The sequence below is a fragment of the Sphingomonas sp. STIS6.2 genome, assembly GCF_000732685.2.
GTDB lineage: Bacteria > Pseudomonadota > Alphaproteobacteria > Sphingomonadales > Sphingomonadaceae > Sphingomonas > Sphingomonas aerolata.
On record NZ_JPDP02000159.1, the window covers coordinates 109,936 to 136,725 of the forward strand.

19 protein-coding genes and 1 pseudogene are annotated in these 26,790 nt (G+C 66.6%); 9 read left to right on the forward strand and 11 right to left on the reverse strand.

Going from position 1 to position 26,790, the window contains the following annotated elements:
* Positions 1–30: 30 nt before the first annotated feature.
* Complete coding sequence (locus sphst_RS21580) at positions 31–2,499, forward strand: alpha/beta fold hydrolase (RefSeq protein ID WP_082447003.1); 2,469 nt, start codon at positions 31–33, stop codon at positions 2,497–2,499.
* A 1,188-nt stretch (positions 2,500–3,687) separates the two neighbouring features.
* Here sphst_RS21580 and sphst_RS21700 read toward each other — a convergent pair.
* The 4 genes and pseudogenes from sphst_RS21700 to sphst_RS15510 all read right to left on the reverse strand — a co-directional run.
* Positions 3,688–3,928: pseudogene (locus sphst_RS21700) on the reverse strand (Hpt domain-containing protein); the annotation flags it as partial.
* Positions 3,925–4,293: a response regulator gene (locus sphst_RS15500; protein WP_031394359.1), complete on the reverse strand. Its 369-nt coding sequence runs from the start codon at positions 4,291–4,293 to the stop codon at positions 3,925–3,927. The gene sphst_RS15500 and the pseudogene sphst_RS21700, both read right to left, overlap by 4 nt.
* A complete protein-coding gene (locus sphst_RS15505; RefSeq protein WP_159043678.1) occupies positions 4,290–4,673 on the reverse strand; it encodes an STAS domain-containing protein in 384 nt (127 codons plus the stop codon). Before sphst_RS15505 ends, sphst_RS15500 begins: the two co-directional genes overlap by 4 nt.
* 147 nt (positions 4,674–4,820) lie before the next feature.
* Positions 4,821–6,989 (reverse strand): methyl-accepting chemotaxis protein, encoded by a 2,169-nt coding sequence (locus tag sphst_RS15510; RefSeq protein WP_051916408.1) that lies wholly within the window; start codon positions 6,987–6,989, stop codon positions 4,821–4,823.
* 300 nt (positions 6,990–7,289) lie between these two features.
* Between sphst_RS15510 and sphst_RS20740 the strand changes: the two genes are divergently transcribed.
* Both sphst_RS20740 and sphst_RS15515 read left to right on the forward strand, forming a co-directional pair.
* Positions 7,290–7,487 (forward strand): hypothetical protein, encoded by a 198-nt coding sequence (locus sphst_RS20740; RefSeq protein ID WP_043157026.1) that lies wholly within the window; start codon positions 7,290–7,292, stop codon positions 7,485–7,487.
* Positions 7,484–8,143: a UPF0149 family protein gene (locus tag sphst_RS15515; RefSeq protein ID WP_031394357.1), complete on the forward strand. Its 660-nt coding sequence runs from the start codon at positions 7,484–7,486 to the stop codon at positions 8,141–8,143. The genes sphst_RS20740 and sphst_RS15515 overlap by 4 nt, the downstream gene beginning before the upstream one ends.
* Before the next feature lie 69 nt (positions 8,144–8,212).
* On the opposite strand, the gene sphst_RS15520 is transcribed toward sphst_RS15515, so the two are convergent.
* The 7 genes from sphst_RS15520 to sphst_RS15550 all read right to left on the reverse strand — a co-directional run bounded on the left by sphst_RS15520 (position 8,213) and on the right by sphst_RS15550 (position 18,247).
* Positions 8,213–9,325 (reverse strand): alkene reductase, encoded by a 1,113-nt coding sequence (locus sphst_RS15520; protein WP_031394356.1) that lies wholly within the window; start codon positions 9,323–9,325, stop codon positions 8,213–8,215.
* Positions 9,326–9,621: 296 nt separating this feature from the next.
* Entirely contained in the window at positions 9,622–11,964 is a 2,343-nt protein-coding gene (locus sphst_RS15525; RefSeq protein ID WP_107045798.1) for a xanthine dehydrogenase family protein molybdopterin-binding subunit, read from the reverse strand.
* A complete protein-coding gene (locus sphst_RS15530; protein WP_031395250.1) occupies positions 11,961–12,950 on the reverse strand; it encodes an FAD binding domain-containing protein in 990 nt (329 codons plus the stop codon). Before sphst_RS15530 ends, sphst_RS15525 begins: the two co-directional genes overlap by 4 nt.
* Positions 12,947–13,477: a 2Fe-2S iron-sulfur cluster-binding protein gene (locus tag sphst_RS15535; protein WP_051916497.1), complete on the reverse strand. Its 531-nt coding sequence runs from the start codon at positions 13,475–13,477 to the stop codon at positions 12,947–12,949. The genes sphst_RS15530 and sphst_RS15535 overlap by 4 nt, the downstream gene beginning before the upstream one ends.
* 188 nt (positions 13,478–13,665) lie before the next feature.
* Complete coding sequence (locus sphst_RS15540) at positions 13,666–14,109, reverse strand: VOC family protein (protein ID WP_051916500.1); 444 nt, start codon at positions 14,107–14,109, stop codon at positions 13,666–13,668.
* Between the two features lie 190 nt (positions 14,110–14,299).
* Complete coding sequence (locus sphst_RS15545) at positions 14,300–17,335, reverse strand: TonB-dependent receptor (protein ID WP_159043679.1); 3,036 nt, start codon at positions 17,333–17,335, stop codon at positions 14,300–14,302.
* Between the two features lie 165 nt (positions 17,336–17,500).
* Positions 17,501–18,247: a FadR/GntR family transcriptional regulator gene (locus sphst_RS15550; RefSeq protein ID WP_031395254.1), complete on the reverse strand. Its 747-nt coding sequence runs from the start codon at positions 18,245–18,247 to the stop codon at positions 17,501–17,503.
* 276 nt (positions 18,248–18,523) lie between these two features.
* On the opposite strand from sphst_RS15550, the gene sphst_RS15555 reads away from it, so the two are divergent.
* From sphst_RS15555 to sphst_RS15580, 6 genes are read left to right on the forward strand one after another with little or no spacing between them, the layout of a single operon-like run.
* Positions 18,524–19,921: a 3-keto-disaccharide hydrolase gene (locus sphst_RS15555; protein WP_234387701.1), complete on the forward strand. Its 1,398-nt coding sequence runs from the start codon at positions 18,524–18,526 to the stop codon at positions 19,919–19,921.
* A gap of 13 nt (positions 19,922–19,934) precedes the next feature.
* Positions 19,935–21,245, forward strand: coding sequence for a Gfo/Idh/MocA family protein (locus sphst_RS15560; RefSeq protein ID WP_031395256.1), 1,311 nt, complete (start codon positions 19,935–19,937; stop codon positions 21,243–21,245).
* Position 21,246: 1 nt separating this feature from the next.
* Entirely contained in the window at positions 21,247–22,101 is an 855-nt protein-coding gene (locus sphst_RS15565; protein WP_234387702.1) for an FAD:protein FMN transferase, read from the forward strand.
* Positions 22,098–23,369 (forward strand): Gfo/Idh/MocA family protein, encoded by a 1,272-nt coding sequence (locus sphst_RS15570; RefSeq protein WP_107045800.1) that lies wholly within the window; start codon positions 22,098–22,100, stop codon positions 23,367–23,369. The genes sphst_RS15565 and sphst_RS15570 overlap by 4 nt, the downstream gene beginning before the upstream one ends.
* Before the next feature lie 14 nt (positions 23,370–23,383).
* Positions 23,384–24,541 carry a Gfo/Idh/MocA family protein gene (locus tag sphst_RS15575; protein WP_107045801.1) on the forward strand — a complete coding sequence of 386 codons (1,158 nt, stop codon included), beginning with the start codon at positions 23,384–23,386 and terminating at the stop codon, positions 24,539–24,541.
* Positions 24,538–26,790 carry a GH92 family glycosyl hydrolase gene (locus sphst_RS15580; protein ID WP_107045802.1) on the forward strand — a complete coding sequence of 751 codons (2,253 nt, stop codon included), beginning with the start codon at positions 24,538–24,540 and terminating at the stop codon, positions 26,788–26,790. Before sphst_RS15575 ends, sphst_RS15580 begins: the two co-directional genes overlap by 4 nt.

Genomic DNA, 26,790 nt, shown 5'->3' on the forward strand with positions numbered 1-26,790 from the left:
TGTCGCATCCTTCTATCGGAGCACTCCGGCATGGCAATTGAGACTGCGTCCATCCCCTCCGGCTCGGGCACCGCGGAAGAGCTCGACATCGTGATCGTCGGTGCGGGTCTGTCGGGGATCGACGCGGGCTATCGCTTCCAGACCGAATGCCCAGGCAAGAGCTACGCGATCCTCGAGGCGCGCGATGCGATCGGCGGCACCTGGGACCTGTTCCGCTATCCCGGCATCCGTTCAGATTCGGACATGTACACGCTCGGCTTCCCCTTCCGCCCCTGGCCGAGCGACCAGGCGATCGCCGGCGGCGACGCGATCCGCGACTATATCGCCGATACGGCGCGCGAATTCGGGATCGATGCGCATATCCGCTTCGGCCGTCGTGTCGTTCGCGCCGTCTGGTCGTCCGCCGATGCGCGCTGGACGGTCGAGATCGAGCGGGACGGTGCCGCGTCGGAGCGGATCATCTGCCGGTTCCTGTACATGGGCAGCGGCTATTATGATTATGACGCCGGCTTCACGCCGCCCTTCGAGGGTGTCGAGGACTATGCGGGGCAGCTCGTCCATCCGCAGCACTGGCCCGCCGACCTCGACTGGACGGGCAAGCGCGTGGTGGTGATCGGCAGCGGTGCGACCGCGGTGACGCTGGTGCCGTCGCTCGCCGAAAAGGCCGCGCACGTCACGATGCTGCAGCGCTCGCCGACCTATATCGTCTCTCGCCCGTCGCAGGACGGCTTTGCGCGGTGGACGCACCGCGTGCTGCCCAGGACGCTCGCCGACAGCGCGACCAAATGGAAGAGCGTCGGACTCGGCATCGCCACCTACGCCTATGCGCGCAAACGTCCCGATCACATGAAGGCGCTGATCCTGAAGGGCGTCCGCGCGCAGTTGCCCGAGAATTACGAGGTCGAGCGCGATTTCGAACCGCGCTACGATCCGTGGGACCAGCGCATCTGCCTCGTCCCCGATGCCGACCTGTTCGAGGCGATGCGCGGCGGCAAGGCGGAGATCGTGACCGATCACGTCGCCCGCTTCACACCGACCGGCATCGCGCTTCGATCGGGCCGCGAACTGCGCGCCGATATCGTCGTTACCGCCACGGGCCTCGTCCTGCGCCTGCTGGGCGGCGTCGAGCTCGTCGTCGACGGGCAGGTCGTGAACCCCGCCGACCGGTTGATCTACAAGGGTATGATGGTGAGCGACGTGCCGAACCTGGCGCTCGCCTTCGGCTATACCAATGCATCCTGGACGCTGAAATGCGATCTGTCGGCCCGCTACGCCTGCCGCTTGCTGCGGCACATGGACGCGAACGGCTATGATATGTGCACGCCCACGCACGACGACCCCTCGGTGACACCCGAGCCGATGCTCGGCTTCACCTCGGGCTATGTCCAGCGCGCCAACGCCATCCTGCCACATCAGGGGTCCAAGGCGCCGTGGAAGGTGCATCAGAACTATGCGCTGGATCTCGCCGCGCTCAAATTCGGCAAACTGGAGGACGGAACGATGCGGTTCGGCAAGGCGCGCGGTGCCGCCACTCCGGTGCCGGTCGAATCATCGCGCTCTGCCGTTTCGATCGGCGCGGTGACGGCCGCGGCCGCGATCGCGGCGGTCGGCGGTCTTGCGCTGTTCGCGAAGCTGAGCCAGCGGCGGACCGAGCGGATGATACCCGCCGATGGTGCCTTCATCGACGTTGACGGCCGGCGGATGCACTATCTCGACCGCGGCACCGGACCGACGGTCGTGATGATCCATGGCCTCGCCGGGCAGATGCGCAACTTCAGCTATGCGCTGCTCGACCGCCTCGCGACCGACTACCGCGTGATCCTGATCGACCGGCCCGGCTCCGGCTATTCGGCGCCCGGGGAAACGGCGAATATCCGCGCGCAAGCCGCCCAGATCGCGCGCTTCATCGCGGCGCTGGAGCTCGAGAAGCCACTGGTTGTCGGCCATTCGCTTGGCGGCGCGGTGGCGCTCGCGCTGGCGATCGACCACCCGGAAGCGGTCGGTGGCTTGGCGCTGATCGCGCCGCTCACCCAGCCGCAGGACAGCGCGCCGAGCGCGTTCGCGGCTCTCGCGATCGTCTCTCCCGCCGCGCGCAAGGCGGTGGCCTGGACGCTCGCCACACCCGCCGCCATCCTGGCGGGCGAGAAGGGCGCGGCGGCGGCGTTCGCGCCCGAGCCCGTGCCCGCCGATTTCGCGACGCGCGGCGGCGGCGCGCTGGTGTCGCGGCCGGCAAATTTCGAGGCGGCCTCGGCCGATCTCGTCGCCGCCAATGACGACCTGCCCGAGATGGTCGCGCGCTATCACGGCCTCTGGCTCCCGATCGCGATCCTCTACGGCCGCGACGACCAGATTCTCGATCCCGAGGTACATGGCGCCCGCTTCGCCGACATGGTGCCGCACGCCGCGCTGACGCTGATCGATGGCGGCCACATGATTCCGGTGACGCGGCCCGACGAGACCGCGGCGTGGATCAGGACTCAGGCCGATCGTCTCGGCTGATCGAACCAGTCGAGGACTCGCCGCGACCTCAGAACAGACCGTCGCAGTCGTCGTCTTCCTCTGACATCGCAGCGACCTCGGCTTCGGGCTGGTCCTGGGATGGCGAAAAGCGGGCGTGCACCTGGCGTTCGCGTGCCATCGTGTAGAGTGCGTTGATCGCGTGAAAAAGCTGCTCGCCGGTGGCCGAGATGCTCTGGCTCGCTTCGACCAGCGGCATTGCCAGTGCATCGAGTTTCGCGTTGATGCGCGCCAGCGGCTCGGCAAAGGCGGTTTCACAGTCCAGCGTGCTGGTCATCTCCGCGACGATGTCGTGGATCGCCCCCGCATCACGGTCGAGGCCGGACATGCCCTGACGCGTGAGCAACGCCCCCGCGCGAATGACCGCGAGCGCCTCGGGCAGCGACCCTGCCGTCGCTTCGTCGCCATCGGGGGGCGACCCGATCGCGTTGGCAGCGTCGTTCAGCTGTTCGAAGGCGCTGGCGATCGACGCCGAGACAGCCTCCAGGGTGTTGACGGCACAGCGGATCTCGGTCGCGATACGCGCCAGCCCGTCGCCCTCGCGACCCATGCGGAACGAGCGCAGATCGGAATTCCATGCCATGATCCGCACGCCGCTCGTGACCCGGTGGATCGTCGTCAGCCTTTCGCCCAGGCGTCTGACGGTGGCGGAGGCTTCGGATCCCAATTCCGTCGACCGCATGTCGGCGTCGCGCAATTGCGCGGTAACCGCATCGACATCGGCGACGCTTTGCTCAAGCAGCTGCAGGAACGCGCCATCACTCGTCCGCTCGACGCCGCTCGATTCATGCGGTGCCACCATCGTCGCGACCTGCGTTGCGATCGCGCGGAAATTGCCGCCCAACAGACGCGATTCCTTCTGGAGATCCGCAGCCGCGTCAGCGACCTGGGCCGCGAGCATCGCCATCACCTGGCCTTCGAGCGCGCTGGCGGCAGCCGGATCGCCCGCACGATTGAGCTCGTCGACCGCCGTACCGAGCAGGCTGCAGGCCTGCGCGACATGTTCGAGCCGCTGCCGGGTGATGTCGCCGATCTGTAACGCGCCGTGCGCCGCGGACAGCTTGCTGCGAATGTCGCGTGCAATCGTTGCGATCGTCTCGGCACGCCGCGCGGCCTCGATCTGGTTTTGCTGGAGTCCGATCGCGTCCGCGGCGAGCTTGTCGGGAACATGCGGGCACAGGTTCTTGCGGACGCGGTCGAAGGCGGTCTCGCAGTGATGCGTGAAGCTGGCCAGCGCATCGAAGCCGAACATCGCGCCCGAGCCCTTAAGCGTGTGCAGCCCGCGGAACACCGCGTCGATCAGCTCGTGATCGTCCAGCCGGTGACCGAGATCGAGCAGGCCCTGCTCGACCTGTTCGAGCACTTCGCCCGCCTCGACGCGGAATGCGGCGACGGGGTCGTTCTGGCTCACCGTCCGAGGACCTTGCGCACGACCCGGATCAGCTGTTCGGGAACGAACGGCTTGACCAGCCAGCCGGTCGCGCCGGCGGCCTTGGCCTGCTGCTTCATCGCATCCTCGGATTCGGTGGTGAGGAACAGGATCGGGGTACCGCATTGCGCGGGGTTCTTGCGCAGCGCGCGGATCATCGACAGCCCGTCCATGTTGGGCATGTTGAGATCGGTGATGATCATGTCGAAGCGGCTGCCATTGGCCTTGCTCAGGCCCTGCGCGCCGTCGGCGGCCTCGCTGACGGTGTAGCCAGCCCCGGTCAGCGCCATACGGATGGCGACGCGTATGCTGGTGGAATCATCGACGATAAGGATGGATGCGCTCATCGCGGCAAATCTCCGTGAAACCAGAAATTCTGATCGGCTGATGGGATATCGGTGAGGAAGCCCGCACGCTCGAGCAGCGCCGCCAGCGCGTCATGCACCGGCATTGCAAGGCGCAGGGACTTGCCGTCGCGTTCGGCCTGACGGCGCGCCGCGCAGATGAGCTGCAAAAGGCTGACATCGGCTTCGGCAACGGCGGAGAGATCGAGTTCGATCGCGTCATGCTGCTCGAGCTGCGACGCGAGGTCCGCGGCGAACGGCACCACCGAGCTGGTCGTGACGGTGGCCGGTACAAGGATGATTTGCGCCATGCGTTCCCCCATTCTCTCCGACCGGCAGCGTCGCGCGGCCAGGTCCGCTGGTTCATTATAGACGGCGGCCAAGAGGTCCGTTCCGGACCCATCGCTTATTTTCGATCAGGTCGTCATTAACGCCGCAAGGCGATCGCGCCCGACGGCGCGATCGCCTCACCACAGCGTCAGCGGTTGTGTCTGATTACCGGCTAGGCCGCCCGTCTCAGCAATCCGCGCTCAGGCCGCCTGCGCGCCGAAAGCATCGTCGTCGGCGTCGGTGCCACCCTTGATCAGATCGAGCGCGAAGCCGTTCACGCGGGCCTGCTGGTCGGCGATCGAATTGGGCTTTGGCCGTTTGGCCTTGGCACTTGGCCGTGCGGCGATCGGACTGCGCGCGCTTGCCTTGCGCTGCACGGCCGGGGCCGGCCGGCGATGGCCGATATCCGCGCCGCCGCCGGTCCGGAAATAGGCGATGCTGGCCTGGAGTTCCTCGGCCTGCGAGGCCAGTTCTTCCGACGTCGCGGTGATCTGTTCGGACGCACCGGCATTCTGCTGGCTGATCAGGTCGAGCTGCTGGATCGCCTCGTTGATCTGTGCCGCGCCGATATCCTGTTCGCGGCATGCCGCGCTGATCTCGGCGACGAGTTCGGCGGTGCGGCTGATGTCGGGCACCAGCTTGGTCAACATGTCGCCGGCTTCGGTCGCCGCGGCGACGGTCTGCGACGACACCGACCCGATCTCGGCGGCCGCGACCTGACTGCGTTCCGCGAGCTTGCGCACTTCCGACGCGACGACGGCAAAACCACGGCCATGTTCGCCCGCGCGCGCAGCCTCGACCGCGGCGTTCAGTGCGAGCAGATCGGTCTGGCGGGCAATCTCCTGGACGATGCCGATCTTCTCGGCGATCGTCCGCATCGCGTTGACCGCGCGCTGGACCGCGATCCCGCTGAGTTCGGCGTCCTTCGCAGACTGGCGGGCGATCTTTTCGGTCTGCGCGGCATTGTCCGCGCTCTGCTTGATGTTGGCGGCAATCTCTTCCATCGCCGAGGACGCTTCTTCGGCAGCAGCCGCCTGCTCGGTCGCGCCTTGCGAGACCTGCTCGGAACTGGCCGACAGCTCTTGGCTTCCGGCCGAGACATTGTCGGCCGCGCCGCTGGCCTTGCCGACGACGTTGCGCAATTGCTCGATCATCCGCACGAGCGCCTGGCCGAGGACATCCTTGTCGGACATAGGCTGGTGCGACACCGCCAGATCGCCATCGGCAATCTTGTCGGCCAGATCGGCACTCACCCGCAGATTGTCGACCATCCGCACGATCGCCTGTCCAAGCGTATCCTGGTCGGACAATGGCTGATGCGCAAAGCTCAGATCACCGTCGGCGATCTTGTCGGCGAGACTGGCGCTTACCCGCAGATTGTCGACCAGCGCATTGATCGAATCCTTCATGCGGCGGTGGTCGCCCTGGCAGGGGATCTCGACCATCTCGCGCAGGTCACCGACGCTGGCGAGGTTCAGGACGCGATTGCCCTCCTCGATCGGCAGCAGCGTCGCGTCGAGCATCGCGTTGATCCCGCAGACCAGTCCGGCGAAATCCCCGACGAAGCGCGTCTCGTCACCGCGCTGGCCGAGCTCGCCCGCCGTCGATGCCTTGATCAGCCGTTCCACCTCGCCGATGATATCGCGCAGGTTGCGACGCAGCGTCTCGACGGTGTCGTTGATGAACGCCTTCTTGCCGGGAAAGGTCTCGAGCGGCGCGTCGAAATTGCCTTCGCCAAACGCCTTGATGCAGGCCATCGCCTTCTTCTTCACGGCGATATGGTTGGCGACCATGGTGTTGACGCCGCGCGCCATGGTGCCGAAGTCGCCCTTGAACCGGTCGGCCGCGACGATGACGTCGATGTCGCCCTTGTCGTGCTCGGAGGACATGTGGTTCAGTTCGCTGATCAGGCCCTGCAGATTTGCGCGCAGCGTCTCGATCGTCTCGTTGATGAACGCCTTCTTGCCGGGGAAACGCTCCAGCGGGGCGGCGAAGTTGCCCTCGCTGAATTCCCTGACGCAGGCCATCGCGGTTCTTTTGACCGCGATGTGGCTGCCGACCAGAAGGTTGAGCCGCTTCGCCATGACCGCGAACGTTCCGTGAAACTCGTCGACCGGCAGGACGGCGTCGATATCGCCCTTGTCATGCGCAGCGCTCCAGTCGTCGATCCGGGCGCTCAACTGGCCAACCGGGCGCAGCGCGCGATCGAGCATCTGGTTGATCGCGCAGAGCACCGTCTGGGTCTGGCCATTGGCGAGCGAAGTATTCGCCCGTTGCGAAAAGTCACCATCGGCAAACATGCTCTCGAGGCGCGCCAATTCGGACGTGAGGACGTCTGACGAGACGCCGCCGAGGATCTTTGCCAACATTAACGGATTCCTTTGTGCTGCATCATGTAAATCAATAGCTCAAACAACACGGCGGCCATTTGCCGTCGTCTGAATCTCACACGTCACGCCGATCTGGCCGCCAGCCGCGGAATCGGGGGACCGCCTATCAAGGTCAGCTTGATTATAGAGTGGTCAGGGCAGGGACGGTTTGAAGCGCGCGACAATTTTCGAGATTGCGATCCGGTGCGCCGGGTGGCTGCCACCCGCACGTCGATGCGTGCCGGATCATGGACGTGGTCTGCGCCTGTAAATCCTGACCGGTTCTGCTAGTGGACGGCGATGCTCAAAATACGAACCAAGCGCCAGGGGATGGTAACGGCGCGCGCGCTCGATCGCCTCGTGGCCGTCGAGGCCTCGGTGAATGCTCTTGGCGACGAGGATCTGCTCGACCTCGCGGACATCTTCGCTGCGGGCGAGGCGACCCCGTTGCGCGAGATGGCACAGGCCGAGATGCGCCGCCGCGCGCTCAGCCTGTGAAGCGATTCCCTTCACGCTTCCGGCGCCTCGATGGCGCGCTCGCCGATCTCGCCGTCGAGGAACCGATGTTGCTCACCGAGCTCGACGGCTTCCTCACCGGGCTGCTGATCTGCCCGGCGGCGATCGCGCCGAGTGAGTGGATGACGGTGATCTGGGGAAGCGAGTCCGACGGCACGCCGCCCTTCGAGAATCCGCTCGACGTGCAATGGTTCGCCGATGCGGTGGCGGCGCGGCGTGATGAGATCGCACGCGACCTTGCCCGCGGCAAGCTTCAGCCGATCTTCGACGTTGACGAGCGTGATGGCGAAGTTTTGTGGGAATATTGGATCGACGGCCTGACCGATGCGGTCGCGCTGCGCCCCGAGGCCTGGGATGCGCTCGCCGACGACCCCACAAGGGCGGCCCCGTGGTCGCAGCTGGCAACGCTGATCGCGGTCGCGAGCAATGAGAGCGACCTCGACAGCGTTGAGATCAACGCGCTTCAGGACCGGGCGCCGGCCGAACTGACCGAAGCCGTTCAGCGCCTGTACGCAGCGCAAGTGAGCGTCGCTGGCCCGTCGTCACCCGACGCATCGGCGACGACGGCATCGAAAGTCGGTCGCAACGATCCGTGCCCTTGCGGGTCGGGGAAAAAGCACAAGCGCTGCTGTGGCTGATCGGGGACGAGGGCGGCACGATGTGTGCCGGCCCAGCGTCCCCTCGGCCACCTCAGACGCTCTGCCGGATTACGAGAGTTCGATCTTCCCGTTCATGCCGGGCCAGTCCGAATAGCCGAGCGCGCCGCCGCCATACCAATATTGCTTCGGCGCCTCGGCCAGCGGTGCGCCGGTGCGCAGCCGGTCGACGAGATCGGGATTGGCGAGGAAGGGGCGACCAAAGCTGAACAGGTCGGCATTGCCTTCCGCTAGTGTCTTCTCGGCGAGCTCCAGCGTATACTGGTTGTTGGCGATGTACGCACCCGAGAAGCGCTTGCGCAGCGCCTGGAAGTCGACGCCGTCCGGCACGTCGCGCGTCTGCTGGGTCACGCCTTCGATATCATGGATGTACAGCAGCCCGATCTCCGACAGGGCATCGACGAACGTGTCGAAGGTCCGCCCGACCTGGCTGTCGAGCGGGGTCTTGCCGGGCTCGGTCGTCGCGGGCGAGATGCGGATCCCGACGCGGTTTGCACCCCAGACATCGACCACGGCGCGAACCACGTCGAGCGGGAAGCGCAGCCGGTTCTCGATCGAGCCGCCATAGACGTCGCTGCGCTGGTTGGTGCTGTCGCGGATGAACTGTTCGAGCAGATAGTTGTTCGCGGCATGGACCTCGACGCCGTCAAAGCCGGCGGCCTTCGCCTGTTCGGCAGCGCGGCGGTAATCCTCGACGATCGCGGGGATCTCGTCCGTCTCCAGCGCGCGTGGGGTGACGAAATCCTTCATCCCGTCATTCGTGAAGGCCTGGCCCTCCGCCTTGATCGCGGACGGCGCGACGGGGAGCGCACCATCGTGGAGATCGGGGTGCGAGATGCGGCCGGTGTGCCACAGCTGAAGGAAGATCGCCCCGCCACGCCGGTGGACGGCCTCGACGATCGGCGTCCATGCGGCAACCTGCGCGTCCGACCAGATGCCGGGCGTCATCGCATAGCCGCGCGCCTGCGGCGAGATGTTGGTCGCTTCGCTGATGATGAGGCCGGCATCGGCACGCTGCGCGTAATAGTCGGCGGCAAAGTCGGGCGGGACACCGTCGTCATTCGAGCGGCTGCGCGTCAGCGGCGCCATGACGATACGGTTCTGCAGTCGCAGATCGCCGATCGTGACGGGCTGAAGGACGGGGCTGTCGGTCTGGTCGGACATGATGTGGTCTTCCGTTGGCGTGGGGGAGGAGGAGGGCAGCAAGCTGTAACGCGCGAGCAGCCGCTAGATCCCGGCACGGCGGTAAGGAGGGGCGTTGTCGCGGCAGAATATGACGACGTTCCGAAACCGGTAGCGAGACACGGGCGCGGGCGATCCATGCACCCGTCGCCGGTGCGCCGCTGTTCGCACGGGGGCGTTCGGTGCCGCAAACGGTTCGAAGCGCGGCGGGGGGACAGCACAGCGCCGGTCGGCGACTGCCCGACCGGCGCGTGTCGCGCTTCCCCTAAAGGGCCACCCTATAGAAGTTTGTCGAGGGTGATCGGCAGATCGCGGACGCGCTTGCCGGTGGCGTTGTAGACCGCATTGGCGACCGCCGCCGCGACGCCGGTGATGCCGATCTCGCCAATACCATGCGCACCCATCGGCGTGTGGGGATCGGCGATATCGGTCCAGATGACGTCGATCTCCGGAACGTCGAGGTGCACGGGGATATGATATTCGGCAAGGCTGGGGTTCATGATCCGGCCATTGCGTTCGTCGAACTGCGTTTCCTCCATCAGCGCCATGCCGAGCCCCATGATGATCCCGCCGCGGAACTGGCTCTTTGCCGTCTTGGGGTTGAGGATGCGGCCGCAATCGAACGATCCGAGGATCCGGCTGACGCGTGTCTCACCGGTAACCGCATTGACTCGCACCTCGCAGAAGATCGCGCTGTGCGAGTGCATCGACCAGTGCATCAGTTCGAGCGGTTGCGACGCCGCGGCGGTGACGGTGACGCTGTCGCGCTGCGCACGCGTCAGGATCGAGGCGTAGCTTTCCCGCTGCGACGGGTCGTCGATCTTCGCCAGCCCGGCATCCTCGCTGCCGACCGTATCCGCCGACAGCCCCGCTAGCGGCGAGTCGTTGCCGGCGAGCTTGAGCAGCTCGGCGACCAGTGCGTTATGCGCCGCGATGACGGCCGCGCCGATCGCCGCGGTCTGCTGCGATCCCCCCGCCATGATCGCGCCCGGGATCGAAGAGTCGCCATAGCCGACCTCGACCTGATCGAGCGACAGACCCAGTCGCTCCGCGCCGACGATCGCGGTGGTGGTCGAGGTCCCCATGCCCATTTCCGCCGCCGCGACCTCGATCAACGCGCGCACGGCATCGCCGTCCCGCGTGAGGGTGATGCGCGCCTGTGCGCCGGGCATCCGGTAATAGGGATAGGTTCCGGTCGCGCAGCCCATGCCGATCTGCCATTCGCCATCGCGGCGCGTGGCCGGTTCGACACTGCGATCCGCCCAGCCGAAATGATCCGCACCGTTGCGCCACGCCTCGACGATATGGCGCGACGAGAAGGCGAGGCCCGACGTCGGGTCCTTGTCCGGCTCGTTCAGGATCCGCAGCTCGACCGGGTCGATGCCCAGATCGACCGCGAGTTCGTCGACCGCGCATTCCAGCGCGAAGGTGCCCACCGCCTCGCCCGGCGCGCGCATGAAGGTGTTGGCCAGCATGTTCATCCGCGCGATGTCGACCTGCAGGCTGATATTGGGGCAGGCATAGGCGGCACGCGTGCCGAGGATGAACGGCTCGGGCATGTTGTTGTGTGGCGTCATGATCGACAGGCCGGTATGTACCAGCGCATCGAAGCGGCCCTCCGCGGTCGCGCCGATCGCAACCCGCTGCTCGGTGAGGGATCGCCCGCCGACGACCCGGTATACACCCTCGCGCGACAGCGTGATCCGCACCGGGCGGCCTGCCAGCTTCGCCGCGGCGGCACCGATGATCTGGTGATCCCACAAGCCCTTGCAGCCAAAACCCCCGCCGACATAGGGCGAGGTCAACCGGACCTTGTCGGGCTTGAGATCGAAGACCTCGCCGATCGTCTGCGCCTGGGCGGTGACCATCTGGCTCGCGTCGTGAATCACCAGCGCGCCGTCGATCCATGCGATCGTCGCGGCATGCGGTTCGATCGGATTGTGGTTGTGGCGCGGGGTGCGATAGACCTGATCGACGACATGCGGCGCGGTGGCGAGTGCGGCGTCGGCATCGCCGATTCGGTTGTGCAGCGGCTGGCCCATGAACAGGCCCGGTTCGCGCCCGTTCGCCTTCGCGCCTTCGAGACTGGTCGTCGACGGCTCCGCATCATAGGTGAAGCCGAGCAGCGACGCTGCATGATCAGCCTGCTCCTGAGTCTCGGCGAGGACGCAGGCGATCGGCTGCCCGTTCCAGTGGATGCGGTCGTCCTGCAGGATCGGCAGGTCGGCGGGGCCCACCGCGGTCGGGGACGAGCCGAACACGCCCGGCGTGTTCATCCGCGGCGCGTTGAGGTGGGTCATCACCAGGACGATACCCGGCGCGGCTTCCGCGGCCGCGCTGTCGATCGCGGTGATCCGGCCGCGCGGGATTGTCGCATAGGCGAGTGCCGCATAGGCCATGTCGTCGAAGCGGAACTCCGCTGCGAAGCCTGCCTCGCCCTTGACCTTCAGCGCGCCGTCGAGGCGCGATACCGGCGTGCCGATCAGCCCGTGTTTGTGTGCGATCAGCGGATCGGGCCGGCCGCCGGGGATCCAGCTGTCGGGTGCCAGCGGAACGAGCTTCTCCATCGCGCCCTGCATCAGGCCCTGCGCCTTCTGCTTTGCGCTATCGATGATGCTCATGCCACGTCTCCCTTCGCCAGCTCGGCCAGCACCGCGGCCAGCGTTCGCGTCGCCAGTTCGGGCTTGAACGCATTGTCGCGAAGCGGCCGCGCATCGGCGAACTCCGCGGCTGCAGCCGCCCGGAAGGCGGCCTCGCTGGCCAATTGACCGCGCAGCGCGGCCTCTGCCTTGGTCGCGCGCCATGGCTTGTGCGCGACGCCGCCGAACGCGATCCGGACGTCGGCGATCCGGTCGCCGTCCATCTCGATCGCCGCGGCGACCGAGATCAGCGCGAAGGCATAGCTCGCCCGGTCGCGCACCTTGCGATAGGTCGATCGGGCCGCGAAGCCGAGCGGCGGCAGTTCGATCGCCGTGATCAGCTCGCCCGCCGCCAGCACGGTGTCGAGGTCGGGACGATCGCCCGGCAGGCGGTGGAGCTCGCCAAAGGGCAGCGTCCGCGCGCCGTCGCGTCCCTCGATATGCACGACAGCGTCGAGCGCGGTCAGTGCAACGCACATGTCGGAGGGATGCGTCGCGACGCAGGCATCGGATGCGCCGAGAATCGCGTGGATGCGGTTGAACCCTTCGCGGGCATCGCACCCCGTACCGGGCACGCGCTTGTTGCAGTGCGATCCGTCGGTGTCATAGAAATAGGTACAGCGCGTACGCTGCAGCAGGTTGCCGCCGACCGTCGCCATGTTGCGGATCTGCGCAGACGCCCCCGCCAGGATCGCGCGCGACAGCATGGGATAGCGCGTTCGCACGCCGTGATGCTCGGCGACCGCCGTGTTGGTAGCGGCCGCGCCGATCAGCAGTCCGCCCTCTGCCGTCTCGGTGACCGCAGCGGACAGGCGGGTCACGTCGACCAATGTCTCGTGGCGGGCGACGGTCTCACGCATCAGGTCGACGATATTGGTGCCGCCGCCGAGAAAGGCCGCGGTTTCGCCCGCACCCAGTCGTACGGCATCGTTCACGGTATCGGCACGCAGGTAGGTGAAAGGCGTCATGCCGCCATCTCCGCGCTCGTCTCGGCTGTCGCCTGTGGCGCCATCGTCGCCTGGATCGCATCGATGATGCCGTTATGCGCGCCGCAACGGCACAGATTGCCGCTCATTCGTTCCTGGATCTCGTCGCGGGTCAGGACCACGTCGGCGGCGAGGTCGGCGCTGACATGGCTTGGCACGCCGCGGCGCACCTCCGCGGCCATGCCGATCGCTGAGCAGATCTGCCCGGGTGTGCAATAGCCGCACTGGAACCCGTCATGCTCGATGAACGCCGCCTGCAACGGGTGAAGCGCCGCGGTCTCGGCCAGGCCCTCGATCGTCGTGATCTCACGTCCGTCATACTGGACCGCCAGCGCGAGGCAGGACAGGATCCGCTCGCCATCGACCAGCACCGTGCAGGCCCCGCACGCACCCTGATTGCAACCCTTTTTGGTGCCCGTCAGGTGAAGCGTCTCCCGGAGGTGATCAAGCAGCGAGACACGGGGATCCGCCGGTCCCGGGACGGCGTTTCCATTGACAACGAACGACATGGCGATCTCTCCTGTGGCGCACCGCGCCGAGGGGCAGCGTACACCAGTTTATGTGTCGTGCAGATGTCTTTCAGGGGCCGGGGTGCAGCGCAAATCCAAAAAGATCAAACAGCGTGCTCGTCTCTCCGGTAAGGCAGGCGGCCAAGAGAAGCGCCGCTTGATACCCTCGGTCTCGATCGGCCGCCACGTCATCGTGGCGCCGTGCCGCGTGCGTCCCCGATCTCCAGCCAATAGCCATCGGGATCCTGCGCATAGATCTGGCGGACGCCGTCGAACCGGAGTTGCATCGTGTGCGGTGTGCCCGCAAGGTCGGTCCAGACGCGTCCGTGCTGGTCGAGCCAGGCAATGACGGTGGCGAGGTCGTCGACGTGCAGCGCCAGATGCTCGTTCCGGTTCGAGGGTTTCGGCGTCGTACGGCCGTCGAGGATGTGGAGTGCGAGGCCGTTGCCGAGATCGAGCCAGCGGCGGTTCTTGAGCGGCGTCGGGATGACCCGCAGGCCGAACGCCTCGTGATAGAAGGCCGCGCTGCGATCGATGTCCGCGGCCTGGATCGCGACATGCTCGGCGGTCGCCGCGGGCGCCGCTGTCGTTTGTAACCCTGCAAGCGCGAAAAGAATGGATGGCACGATCATGAGGCCCGGTCCCTGAAATATGTGTTCAGCGTGTTCGTGACGATGAAGGCCCGGACCCATGCGGCGCGCCGTCGGCACCGTCGTCGAAGAAAGAACCGGGTGCGCCGCACGTGACGTGCAGCGCACCCGGAGATCGGGTCGACATCGGCAGGGGGGGGGCGCGCCGATACCGACCAGAACCATGAAGTCCTCAGAACTGGAAATTGACCGCCAGCGCGTAGGTGCGGCCGAAATAGGATGTGTAGAGCGGATCCTGACGCACCGTGTCGACCGTCAGGCGATTGGTTTCGTCCGTGATGTTCGATACTTCGGCGATCAACTTGATATGCTCGTTGAGGTTGTACGAGGCCGAGGCGTCGACAAAGATCGAACTCGCATTGGCGGTCGAATCCGCGTCGACCGAGCCGCTGGGGACGGCGGTCAGGAAGGCCGCGCGATAGTTGACCGTCGAGCGGATGCTGAACTTGTCGTCTTCGTAATAGAGCGTCCCGCTTGCCGTTTCGGGCGACAGCCCGACCAGCGGCGCGGTCCGGGACAATGTCGGCGAGATGACGTAGTTGATGTTCGACCGGACCCGCGTGAAGTTGCCGAGCGCGCCGAAATTGCGCAGCACGCCGGGGAGGAAGGTGAAGGGCAGCTGGACGTTGACCTCGAACCCGCGCAGTGGCCCGCCTTCCGTGTTGTTGCTGCGCTGGACGGTGAACACGTCGGTCGGGCGCAACTGCGTTCCGTTGAGCAGCGTCAGCGGCAGGCCGATATCCTGGAACGCGACCGCTTGGCTGGTCGTCTGGATATAGCTTTCGATATTCTTGTAGAAATACGCGACCGAGATCAGCGAGCTCTTGGCGAAATACCATTCGAGCGCGGCGTCGAACGTGTTGGCACGGATCGGTTCGAGGAAGGGATTGCTGAAGGTTGCGGTCTGGATGACGAGGTTCGCGGAGCCTGCGGGGATCAGCTGCCCATAGGCCGGCCGTGACATGACGCGCGCGACCGAGGCGCGCGCGATCAGGTCGGGCGTGATGTCGAGCGCGAGGTTTGCCGACGGCAGCCAGTCGTCATAGCTGCGGCCGACCTCCGATATCACGAACCGCGAGGGATAGAGCGACCCCGCGGGCGCTGCCGAGGTGATCGGGCCATAGGTGTCGAGCTTGGTATGGACGTACCGTACGCCCGCATCGCCCCGCAGTGCGAAGGGCAGCGAATTGGCGGTGTTGAACTTCACCATCGCATAGCCCGAGGCATATTTCTCATCGACGCCGCCATACGTGCCCTTGGCGCATTCGAGGCTGCAATAGACATAGTTGTCGAGCCCGACCGCGTCGCGGAACTTCTCGGGATCGATCGAGACGAAATCCTGCAACAGCCCGTCCAGGTTGCTGCCGATGCCAGTCGTCACGGTGGTGAGGCTGGCGAGCGTCACCCCCGACGGGAGCGCGAGTGGCGTGTTGGTGGCGAGCTGCCGCTCCCGCGCGGTATATTTGTTGGTGCGATACTGACCGCCGATCTGCAGCGTGAAGTCGGGGGCGGCCTCCCATTCGCCGTTGAGTTCGAAGGTCTTGCTCGTGATCGTGTTGCGACGGATGAAATTCGACAACTGGCCACGCTGGTCGCCGTTCGCGAGCGGCGGGCCATATTGGAAGAGCGCGGGATTGGTCGTGTCGATCCCGTAGCCGATCTTCGGAATGTCGGGATTGTCGCGGAAGTCGATCGAGAAGTCGCGCGTGTCATTGGCATCGATCGCGACCTGCAGGCGGTCGACGTCGAGCCGCGACTGGTTGATGCCGGCCAGACCATAGACCCGGACGGTGTCGGAGAAGCGGTGGTCGAGGTTCAGATTGACCTGGCGATAGGTCGAGGTGAACTTCTCCTGCTGCATCTCCGACCGCAGATCGACGCCGTCGAACAGCCCGTGGATCAGCGACCCATTGTCATCGACCTCGATCTCGCGGACCGACGTCAGCGGCTGGCCGTTGTTCGAGATCGCGCGCCCGAACGAGCGTGCATCGAAATAGGTGTCGAGCCGATCCACCTTGAACCGCGAATACAGCCCGTCGAGCGAGATGTCGGTATTGTCGCCAGGCTTCCATTGCAGCGTCAGCGTGCCCGCGAGACGCTGCTGTTCCTGGTCGCTTTTCGCCGGTCGCGGCAGGCGGGGGAGATAGACGCCGCCGCCCGGACGACCGTTCACCCCGGTCCGGCTCATGACATAATCATAGGCCGCCGCCGTGCTCGTGCGCGGATTTCCGGTGCTGCAATTATTGGCGTCTGCGCCGATCGGCGTGCCGTTCGGCTGGGCGTAGCCGGCGGTCGGACTGTTCGTCGCGGCCCCGCGAAAACTGTAGCCGACCGGGGTGCAGAAGGGGAAGATCACGCCGGCATTCGCGGTGCCCGCAGGCTGCGCCTGGCCATAGACCGTGGTCGGCACGACATCGGCGGCCGAATAGGCATATTCGGCGATATGTCGCTTCGAATAGGCGATGCTGCCAAGGATGCCGAACGTGTCGCCGAACTGCTTGGAGACCAGCGCGGACAGGCGCGGATCGGCCTTCTTGCTGATGTCGTTGTAGATGCCGCGCGCGGTGCCGGTGAGCACGAAGCTCTTCTTCTGGTCGAACGGCTTGGGCGCGCGCAGGTCGACCGTCGCGCCGAGCGAGCCCTCCTCGACATCCGCCGACAGCGTCTTGCGGACCGACAGTGCCGAGAAGATTTCGGTCGGGAAGGTCACGAAGTCGAACGAACGGCCGGTCGCGACGCCGCCGCGAATGTCGGTACCGCTGACCTGTGAGACGCCTTCCATGCCGTTGATGCGGACGCGCGTGAACTGCGCGCCGAGGCCGCGGACCGAGATGTTGCGGCCCTCGCCGCCGTCACCGCGCGATAGCGCGACGCCGGGGATGCGCTGCATCGACTCGGCGAGGTTGGAATCGGGGAACTTGCCGATATCCTCTGCGACGATGCTGTCGATCGCGGCGGTCTCGTTACGCTTCTGGTTGAGTGCGTTGTTCAGCGAGGCGCGGAACCCGGTCACGACGATATCGGCGTTTTCCGGCTCGGACGTGGCCTGGGTCGGGTCGACGGGATCGGGTGAACTCGTCTGGCTATCTGCTGGTTGCGGCACCTGGCTGCCCGCGGTTCGCTGGGCCATGGCCGGCGCGGCGATCAACAGACCAATGACGCTCGTCGAGATAAGCAGCATGCGCTTATCGAAGCTCTTCTGGCTCAAGGACCCTCTCCCGATAGGCCGGTCGCGCTGAGTCGGCGCGGCCCGACATTGTGCCGCCCCAGTTTTCTAGGGTCGACGTAGGTCGTCAGGTATCAGGGCCACAGAAATATGACAATATGGAATCATTTGGTCAGACAAATAGTTTGACCAATATTTTGGGGTGCGTCAGACCGAGCGTCGCGCCAGGGCACGGCGGCGCTGGACAGTCGCAGCACGCGCGCGTTCGACGGCTTCGGTCTCGGTGACGTCGAGCAGGTGGTCGATCACACGCGCGAGGTGATCGCGCATCGCGTTGCGCGCGTCGATCGGCGAGCGGGCCTCCAGCGCGGTCAGGATCCGGCCGTGCTCGGCCATGCGGTTCTCCGTGCCGAGGCTTCCCGCCTTCGCCAGAACCTCGCGCGCGAGTGGCGAGCGGAAGCGCATGTCCCAGAAGTCGGCCACCGCGGAGATGATCACCGCATTGCCGGTCGCCTCGGCGATCGCGATGTGGAACCGGCGATCCGCGTCCTCTGCCGCGATCGTGTCGTCCTGATCCATCTGCGCCAGCAGGCCACGCAACTCGACCAGCTGCTCTTCGGTGATCTCGGTCGCGGCGACCGCAGCGACCTCGCCTTCGAGCAGGCGGCGCGCCTCGGTGATCTCGAACGCGCCGATATCGAGTTCCTGCTCCGAGTCGTTCGATGACGATGCCAGCACGAACACGCCCGAGCCCTTGCGGGCCTCGACCATGCCCTTCATCTCCAGCGCGATCATCGCCTCGCGGATCGTCGGACGACTGACCTGGAACCGCTCCGTCAGATCGCGCTCCGCGGGCAGGCGGCCGCCGACCTGAAACACGCCGTCCGCGATGTCCTTCATGATCGCCTGCACGATCTTGCGGTAGAGTTTACCGCCGCCTTCAGCGTCCTGCATTGCATTCCTCGTTCGATAGACGGCAGCCTGAACAGCGGCGCCGTCCCCTACATCGCGCGGACACCGGCATCGTCAAGTCCGGTAAGCCCCGAACCAGCGGAAACATCGATAAAATGCCTTACAATCTGTTTGCATGTGGCCCGACCACAAATTAGGGTCGGTTTTGGAGAGACGTACGACAGCGACATGTCGGCGGTGAAACGATGCGAGATGACCGGACCTGTCCGGATAGGGCTGCCCAGCCCGTGCTCGCAGAAAAGAGAAAAGGGGAGGCGAATGGTTCGAGCACTCGCAATTCTGAGCTTGGCGGCCGCACCGATGCAGCTGCAGCCGTCGGTCGACGCGGCCCCTGCGTCTCAATCGTCCACCGATCAGTCAAAAGCACCGTGGCGCGACGTGACGCCGCGCGCGGGGCTGGCGGGCTGGCGCGCGACCGGGGGCAACGCGACCTATGCGTTCGAGAATGGCGAGCTGATCGGGCGCGCCGAGCCCAGCAAGACCAATAGCTGGCTCGTGTCCGAGGCCCAGTATGGCGACTTCATCGTCGAGTTCGATGCGAAGACCGACCCTGCGCTCAATTCGGGGATGATGATCCGCGGACAGAGCCGGCCCGATTATCGCAGCGGCGTTGTGCACGGCTATCAGGTCGAGATCGATCCATCGGCGCGCGCGTGGAGCGCGGGCATGTATGACGAACAGCGCCGGCAATGGCTGTACACGCTCGGCCGCAACGCGCCGGCGCGGCAGACCTTCCGCTCGGGCGACTGGAACCACTACCGTGTCGAGGCGATCGGCACGCGACTGCGCAGCTGGATCAACGGCGTGCCCGCGACCGATACCGTCGACGATGTCGATGCGCGCGGCTTCATCGCGTTCCAGGTCCATGCGATCCCCGATGCAGACGCCGCGCGGCACCCCGAGGTGCGGTTCCGCAACGTCCGCGTGATCACCGATGCGCCGGCGCGCTACGCGATGCCCGCGACCGCGCTGCCGCAACAGGGCTGGCTGAGCAATCGGCTGTCCGCAGAGGAGCAGCGCGAGGGCTGGAAACTGCTGTGGGACGGCAAGACAGGTGCCGGCTGGCGCAGCGCGAAGGGGACGGCGTTTCCGGCGAAGGGGTGGACGATGGCCGGCGGCGTGCTGCGCGTGGACGGCGGCGGCGGCGACCTCGTCACGACCCGCGAATATCGCGATTTCGAGCTTTCGGTCGATTTCAAGCTGGCACCCGGCGCGAACAGCGGGATCAAGTATTTCGTCGATGCCGGCCTGCTGAAGCGCAAGGGCGAGGCGCTCGGGCTGGAATATCAGCTGCTCGACGATGCGCGGCATCCCGATGCGAAGATGGGTCGCGACGGCAACCGGACGCTCGGCTCGCTCTACGATCTGATCGCGGCGAAGAACCTGTCCGACCCGGCAAGCCCGGGCAAGCGGATCAACCCGCCGGGCGAATGGAACCGGGCGGTGATCGTGGTGCGCGGCGCGCGTGTCGAGCACTGGCTGAACGGGTTCAAGATGGTCGAATATGACCGCGGGTCGCCGGCGTTCCGGGCGCTGGTGGCGCAAAGCAAATATGCCGGGATCGCCGGGTTCGGCGACGCCGTGCAGGGGCCGATCCTGCTCCAGGATCATGGCGACCGGGTCGAGTTCCGGTCGATCAAGCTGCGTACACTCTAAGGGGGATCAAACGATGGACCGTCGGACGATGATAAAGGGCGCGGGCGCGACGCTGGGCATGGCGATGACCGCGCGCAGCTATGCACGGATCAAGGGCGCGAACGACCGGCTCAGCGTCGCGATCGTCGGCGTGAACAGCCGCGGCCAGGCGCATATGAGCGCGTTCACCAAGGTCCCGAACGTCGAGGTCACGCATTTCTGCGACGTCGACTCGGCGGTACTGGCCAAGCGCGCGGCGGCCTTTGCCGCGAAGGGCCATGCCGCGCCGCGGACCGAAGGCGATTATCGAAAGCTGCTCGACAACAAGGCGATCGACATCATCACCGTCGCGACGCCCGATCACTGGCACGCCAAGCTGGCGGTCGACGGGATGAAGTCGGGCCATCACGTTTATTGCGAAAAGCCGATCGGCATTGCGCCGGCCGAGGGCGAGGCGATGATCGCCGCGCAGAAGAGCACCGGGCGCCAGCTGCAGGTCGGCAACCAGCAGCGCTCGAGCCCCGAGACGCGGCAGCTGCTCGCACTGGTTCAGGCGGGCGAGCTGGGCGACGTGTACGAGGCGCAGACCTGGTACGCCAATAATCGCGGATCGATCGGCAAGGGGCAGCAGGTCGCCCCACCCGCGACGCTCGACTGGGACATGTGGCAGGGCCCGCGGCCACGTGCGGCGTACCGGTCGAACCTGGTGCCGTATAACTGGCACTGGTTCTGGCAATATGGAACGGGCGAGCTGTGCAACAACGCAATGCACGAACTCGACATCGCGCGCTGGCTGATGGGGGTGACCTATCCGACGAAGGTCGAGGCGAAGGGGGCCAAGCGCTTCCACGCGGGCGACGACTGGGAGATGTACGACTCGCTGTCGCTCGACCTGAACTACGACAACGACCGGGTGATCCGCTGGAACGGGCAGAGCTGCAACGCGATGCAGACCTATGGCCGCGGCCGCGGCGTGCTGCTGCTTGGCACCAAGGGGTCGGCCGTGGTCGATCGCAACGGGTTCGAACTCTATGATCTGGCGGGCAAGTCGATCCGGCAGGTAATGGCCAAGGCGACCTCGGAAACGACCGGCACGGTTGGCGAGGGTGTGCTCGACGTCTATCACGCGAACAATTTCGTCGACGTGATCCGCGGCAAGGCCACCACGCTCAACTCGCCGATCACCGAGGGGCATATCAGCACGACGCTCTGCCATCTGGGCAACATGGCCTATCGCACCAACAGTGTTCTGACCGTCGATCCGACGACCGGCAGGCCGAGCAGTGCCGAGGCGATGAAGTTGTGGTCGGTCGCGTACGAACCCGGCTGGGAGGTCAAGGCCTGACGTGGGTATCGCCGCGCGGGTCGAGCGCTTCGTCGCGATGGGGACGCGGATCGAGCTTCACGTCTTCGGTTCAGGGTCTGAGGATGCGATGGTCGCAGCACGTCGTGCGATCGAGAGCGTCGACGACGCGCTGACGATCCACCGGCCGTCGCCGACGACCGCGCTCAACGACGAACTGCTCGCCGGGCACGGCGTCGCGATCGACGATCCGGTGCTGATCGAGGCGCTGATCGCGATCGAAGAGGCGCATGCCCTGACCCTAGGCCTGTTCGATCCGGCCGCCGATGGGCGGTTCGCCGGGGCGGGCTGGGGCGATCTCGTGTTCGACCGCAGCACCGCACGGATCGCCGCGACCCGGCCGCTCGCGCTCGATTTCGGCGGCTTCGGCAAGGGCTTCGCGCTCGACCGCGCGGGCGCCGCGCTGCGCGATGCTGGCGTCGTCTGCGCGTGCCTGTCCGCGGGTGAAAGCTCGATCGCGGTGATCGGGGAGCATCCGCTGGGCGGCGGATGGCCGTTCGCGATCCCCGATCCGTCTCGCTCCGACGCGCTACTGGTCGAGGTCGAGCTGGTTGACGAGGCACTGTCGATCTCGACGACGGTCGGTGCGGGCACGCAGGCGCCCGAGCGCGCGGCGATGATCCGCCCCACCGATGGCGGGATCGTGACCGCCGCGCGCTGTACCGTGGCGATCGACCGCAACGGCGGCATAGCGGAGGCGATGAGCACCGCACTCCTCGTCGCCGATGCGCCGCGCGCGCGACGCCTGCTCGACGCGGCGCCGGCGCGGCGGTTCCTGTACGATCTTTCCAAGGCCGCGGCGCGGACCGACGACACAGCAAGGATGCAAGCGGCATGACCGACAAGGATTTCAACCTTTCACGACGATCGTTCATCGATCGCGTGCTGACGGCGACGGCGGGCGCGGGGATGGCGACGGCCGCACCCTGGGCGGTGTCCGCGGCCTCCGCGGCGGCGGGCGCCGAGCCGGTCAAGTCGAACCCGGTGCGGCTGGGCGTGATCGGCACGGGCGACCGCGGTCGCGCGCTGATTCAGAACATCGCCAAGTCGCGCAACTGCACTGTCGTCGCGATCTGCGACAGCTATGCGCCGAACCTCGTCAAGGCGCAGCAATGGGCGCCGACCGCGCGGCGCTTTGTCGATCACCGCGCGATGCTCGATGCGCGCGGGATCGATGCGGTGGTCATCGCCACGCCGCTCGACACGCATGCGAAGCTCTGTTTCGACGCGTTCGACGCCGGGCTGCACGTCTGGTGCGAAAAGGCGATGGCGCGGACGATCGCGGATTGCGGGGCGATGATCACGCGCGCCAAGGCGGCGGGCAAGATCCTGCAGATCGGGCACCAGCGGATGTTCCACCCGACCTACCTGAACGCGTTGAAGCGCGCGCGCGCGGGCGAGATCGGCACGCTGACGCAGATCCGCGCGAGCTGGCACCGCAACAATGCCTGGCGCCGCGCCGTGCCCGCCGATGCGAACGACCGGCAGATCAACTGGCGGCTGTACCGCGACCGGTCGGCGGGGCTGATGACCGAGCTGGCGACGCATCAGCTTCAGGTCGGCAACTGGTTTCTCGACGCGGTACCGACGCGGGTGATCGGGTCGGGCAGCATATGTTTCTGGAAGGATGGCCGCGAGGTCTATGACCATGTCGCGCTGATCTACGAATATAGCGGCGGGCGGAAACTGATCTACACCTCGCTCCTCAACAATGCGCGCTATGGCTGCGAGGAGCAGATCCAGGGCAGCAAGGGGACGATCGAGCCGGAGCTGGGACGCATCTATCAGGAAGTGCCCGCCAAGGTGCTGGCGTTGCAGCGGATGCACAAGGACGTCGCGCGCGGGCACAAGCGCACCGTGCCGATCGGCGGCGCGACCTGGTTCCCCGAGCTGCCCGTGACGACGCCCGGCGAGTCGCTCGGCTGGGGCGAATATGACGAGACGATGCTGCAGTTCGAGGGCTTTGGCGAGGCGGTGCGCGCGGGCAAGCCGCTGCCCGGCCTGTTGCGCCAGGCCTATCAGGCGAGCGTCGCGTCGCTGCTCGGCGAGCAGGCGATGGACCGTAACCAAGCAATGACCTGGCCGACGAACCTGGTCGCGATCTGAAAGGGGATAGAGCTGTGAGCGACACCAACCGCCGGGGACTTCTCGGGCTCGGACTGACCGCCGGACTGGCCGCGGGCTTTGCCGCCGACGCGTTCGCGCAATCCGCGACGCGCGGCGATGCGCCGACCGAGGGGGCGGTCGCCAAACCCGCGCCCGAAGCCAAATACCGCGTGCCGTTCGCGGTGATCGGGATGGACCACAACCATATCTATGGCATCACCGACGCGGTGATCCGCGGCGGCGGCGTCCTGACCGCCTTCTACGCGACCGATCCCAAGCAGATCGCGATGTTCCGCAAGCGCTATGGCGACATCAAGCTGGCGCGGTCCGAGCAGGAGATCCTCGACGACCGCGCGATCAAGCTGGTGTGCAGCGCGGCGATCCCCGTGCTGCGCGCGCCGCTGGGCATCCGCGTGATGCGCGCGGGCAAGGATTATCTGAGCGACAAGGCCGCGGTCGTGACGCTCAAGCAGCTCGCCGATGTCCGCCGCGCGATCCGCGAGACGGGACGCAAGTTCGCGATCATGTATTCCGAACGGCTCGAGGTGCCCGCCGCGGTGATGGCGGGGCAGCTCGTCCATGACGGCGCGATCGGGCGCGTGATCCAGACGATCAACCTCGCGCCGCACCGCCTGTCCGCACCGAGCCGTCCCGACTGGTTCTGGGACCCGGCGCGCAACGGCGGCATCCTGACCGATGTCGGCAGCCACCAGGCGGACCAGTTCGTCTATCTGACGGGCAGCAAGCGCGCGCAGGTGCTCGCGTCGCAGACGGGCAATTTCGGCAATCCCGCGCATCCCAGGTTCGAGGATTTCGGCGACATGATGCTGAGCGGCGATGGCGGTGCGGGCTATGTCCGCGTCGACTGGTTCACGCCCGACGGCCTGTCGACCTGGGGCGACGGCCGCCTCTTCATCCTCGGCACCGAGGGCTATATCGAGCTGCGCAAATATGTGGACATCGCGGGACGCCCGGGCGGCAACCACCTGCTGATCGCGGACAAGAAGGGGACGCGCTATCTCGATTGTTCGAAGGTGCCGCTGCCGTTCGGGCCGCAGTTCGTGACCGACCTGGTCGAACGCACGTCGGTGGCGCAGGATCAGGAGGGCGCGCTGCTCGCGGCCGAACTCGTGCTGACCGCGGAGGCGCGTGCGACTCCGGCGAAGCGATGACGGCGCGCCGCGGCGCGGCGGCCTGCACGGTGCTGCGCGTCGTCGGGGTCGGCGTGGTGCTGGCCGCGGCTGCACCGGCCACACCGGCCGAAAAGCGGGCGGGGGCGGGGCGCGATCCGCTGCCGCTCAGCCAGTATGTCGATCCGCTGATCGGTACGGGGGACGATGACGAGGGCGACACGATCCCGGGGCCGACGCTGCCCGCAGGCTCGATCCACCCGAGCCCGAACACGATCACCGCGGCGACCAGCAATGCAGGCTATGACCGCGCCGCACCGCTGAGCGGGTTCGCGCAGCTGCATACGCAGGGGTCGGGCGGGGTGCCGAGCTATGGCACGTTCCTCGTCTCGCCGCAGACGGGGCCGCTCGCGACGACCGAGGCGGAGCATCTCTCGCCCAAGCGCGACGAACGCGCGCGGGCGGACAGCTACCGCGTGACGCTCGCGCGCTATGGCACCGATGTCGAGATCGCGCCCGCGCATCATGCCGCGCTGTACCGCTTCACCTTTCCGACCAGCGGCGACGCGCATCTGCTGTTCGACGTGACGCGCAAGATCATGGGCGAGCTCGGCACTGCGGGATCCGAGGTGACGCTGTTCCCCGAGCAGGGCAAGATCGTCGGGCGCGTCCGCACCCGGCATTACTGGTCGCCGGCGGAGGTCGATGTCTGGTTCGTCGCCAGGGTCGACGCGAAGCCGACCGCCTGGGGAATCGAACGTGCGAACGTCCGCGCACCCGGCGCGACGCGCGCAAGCGCGCTCGCCGACCAGCCGCTACGCGCCTGGTGGAGTTTCGGCGGCGCGGGTCGCGGGCCCGTCACGATGAAGATCGCGGTCTCGTTTGCGAGCGCGGCACGCGCCGAAGCGCTGCTCGCACAGGATCTGCCCGGCTGGGACATGGCCGCGGTTCGCAGCGCGGCGGACAAGGCGTGGAACGACGCGCTGGGGCGGATCACGATCGACGGGGTCGGCGCGGCGGACCGGCGGCGCTTCTACACCGCGCTCTACCACAGCGTCATCCAGCCGCGCGACCGCACGCAGGACCAGGCGGACAGCGAGCGCGCGTCGCCGCTTTACGACGATCACTATACGCTGTGGGACACGTACCACACGGTCTATCCGCTGATGTCGCTGATCCGGCCCAGCGTCTATGCGGGCGTGATCGGATCGTTCGTGCGGACGTGGGAACGCTATGGCGCGGCAGATACCGCGTTTATCGCCGGGCGCAACTTCCATGTCGGCCAAGCGGGCGACGAGGTCGACAATGTGATCGGCGAGGGGTTCTTGCGCGGTGTCCCCAACGTCGACTGGCAGAAGGCGGCGAACGTCGTCCTGTTCAACGCGTTCGAGCGGCGCCGGCCGCGCTATCTGGTCGACGGCTATTTCGCGGTCGACGATCGCAGCCCCGAGGGGACGCCGCAGCGGTCGCGCTCGGGATCGGCGACGATGGGCATGGCGCTCAACGATTATTATGCGGCGAAGGTCGCGGCAGGCACGGGGCATGCGGCCGAAGCCGCGCTGCTCGGGACGCGTGCGGGCAACTGGCGCAACGTCTGGGATCCGCGCGCGGCCAGCGACGGCTATATCGGGTTCGTGGGGCCACGCTTTGCCGACGGGCGGTTCCAGCCGAACGACCCCAAGCGCGGCTGGGACGGCAAGACGCACGACAATTTCGGCTTTTACGAGGGGACGGGCTGGATCTACTCGTACGGCGCGGTGCACGACGTTCCGGGCATGGTCGCGATCATGGGTGGGCGCGCGGCGTTCACGCGGCGGTTGCAGCATGCGTTCGACGCGGGGCTGATCGACTTCACCAACGAGCCGTCCTTCTCGACGCCCTGGCTGTTCAGCGAGGTCGGCCGGCCAGATCTGGCGAGCAAATATGCCGATATCGTCTTCCGGCGATTTACCGCGGACGCCTATCCCGGCGATGAAGACAGCGGCGCGATGAGTTCGCATTATGTCTTCAACCGCCTCGGTCTGTTCCCGAAGCTCGGCAGCGACCTCTATTACCTCCACGCGCCACACCAGCCGCGGAGCCGGATCACGCTCGAGAGCGGTCGGACGTTCACCATAGTCGCGCGCGGACAGGGGGCGGGGACGCGCTACATCCGCGCGGCGCGGCTCAACGGGCGACCGCTCGATACGCCGTTCGTCTCGCAGGCGGCAATCCTGCAGGGCGGGACGCTCGAGCTCGATCTGGGTCGTACGCCGAACGACTGGGGTCGCGCGGCGTCGTCGCTCCCCTGA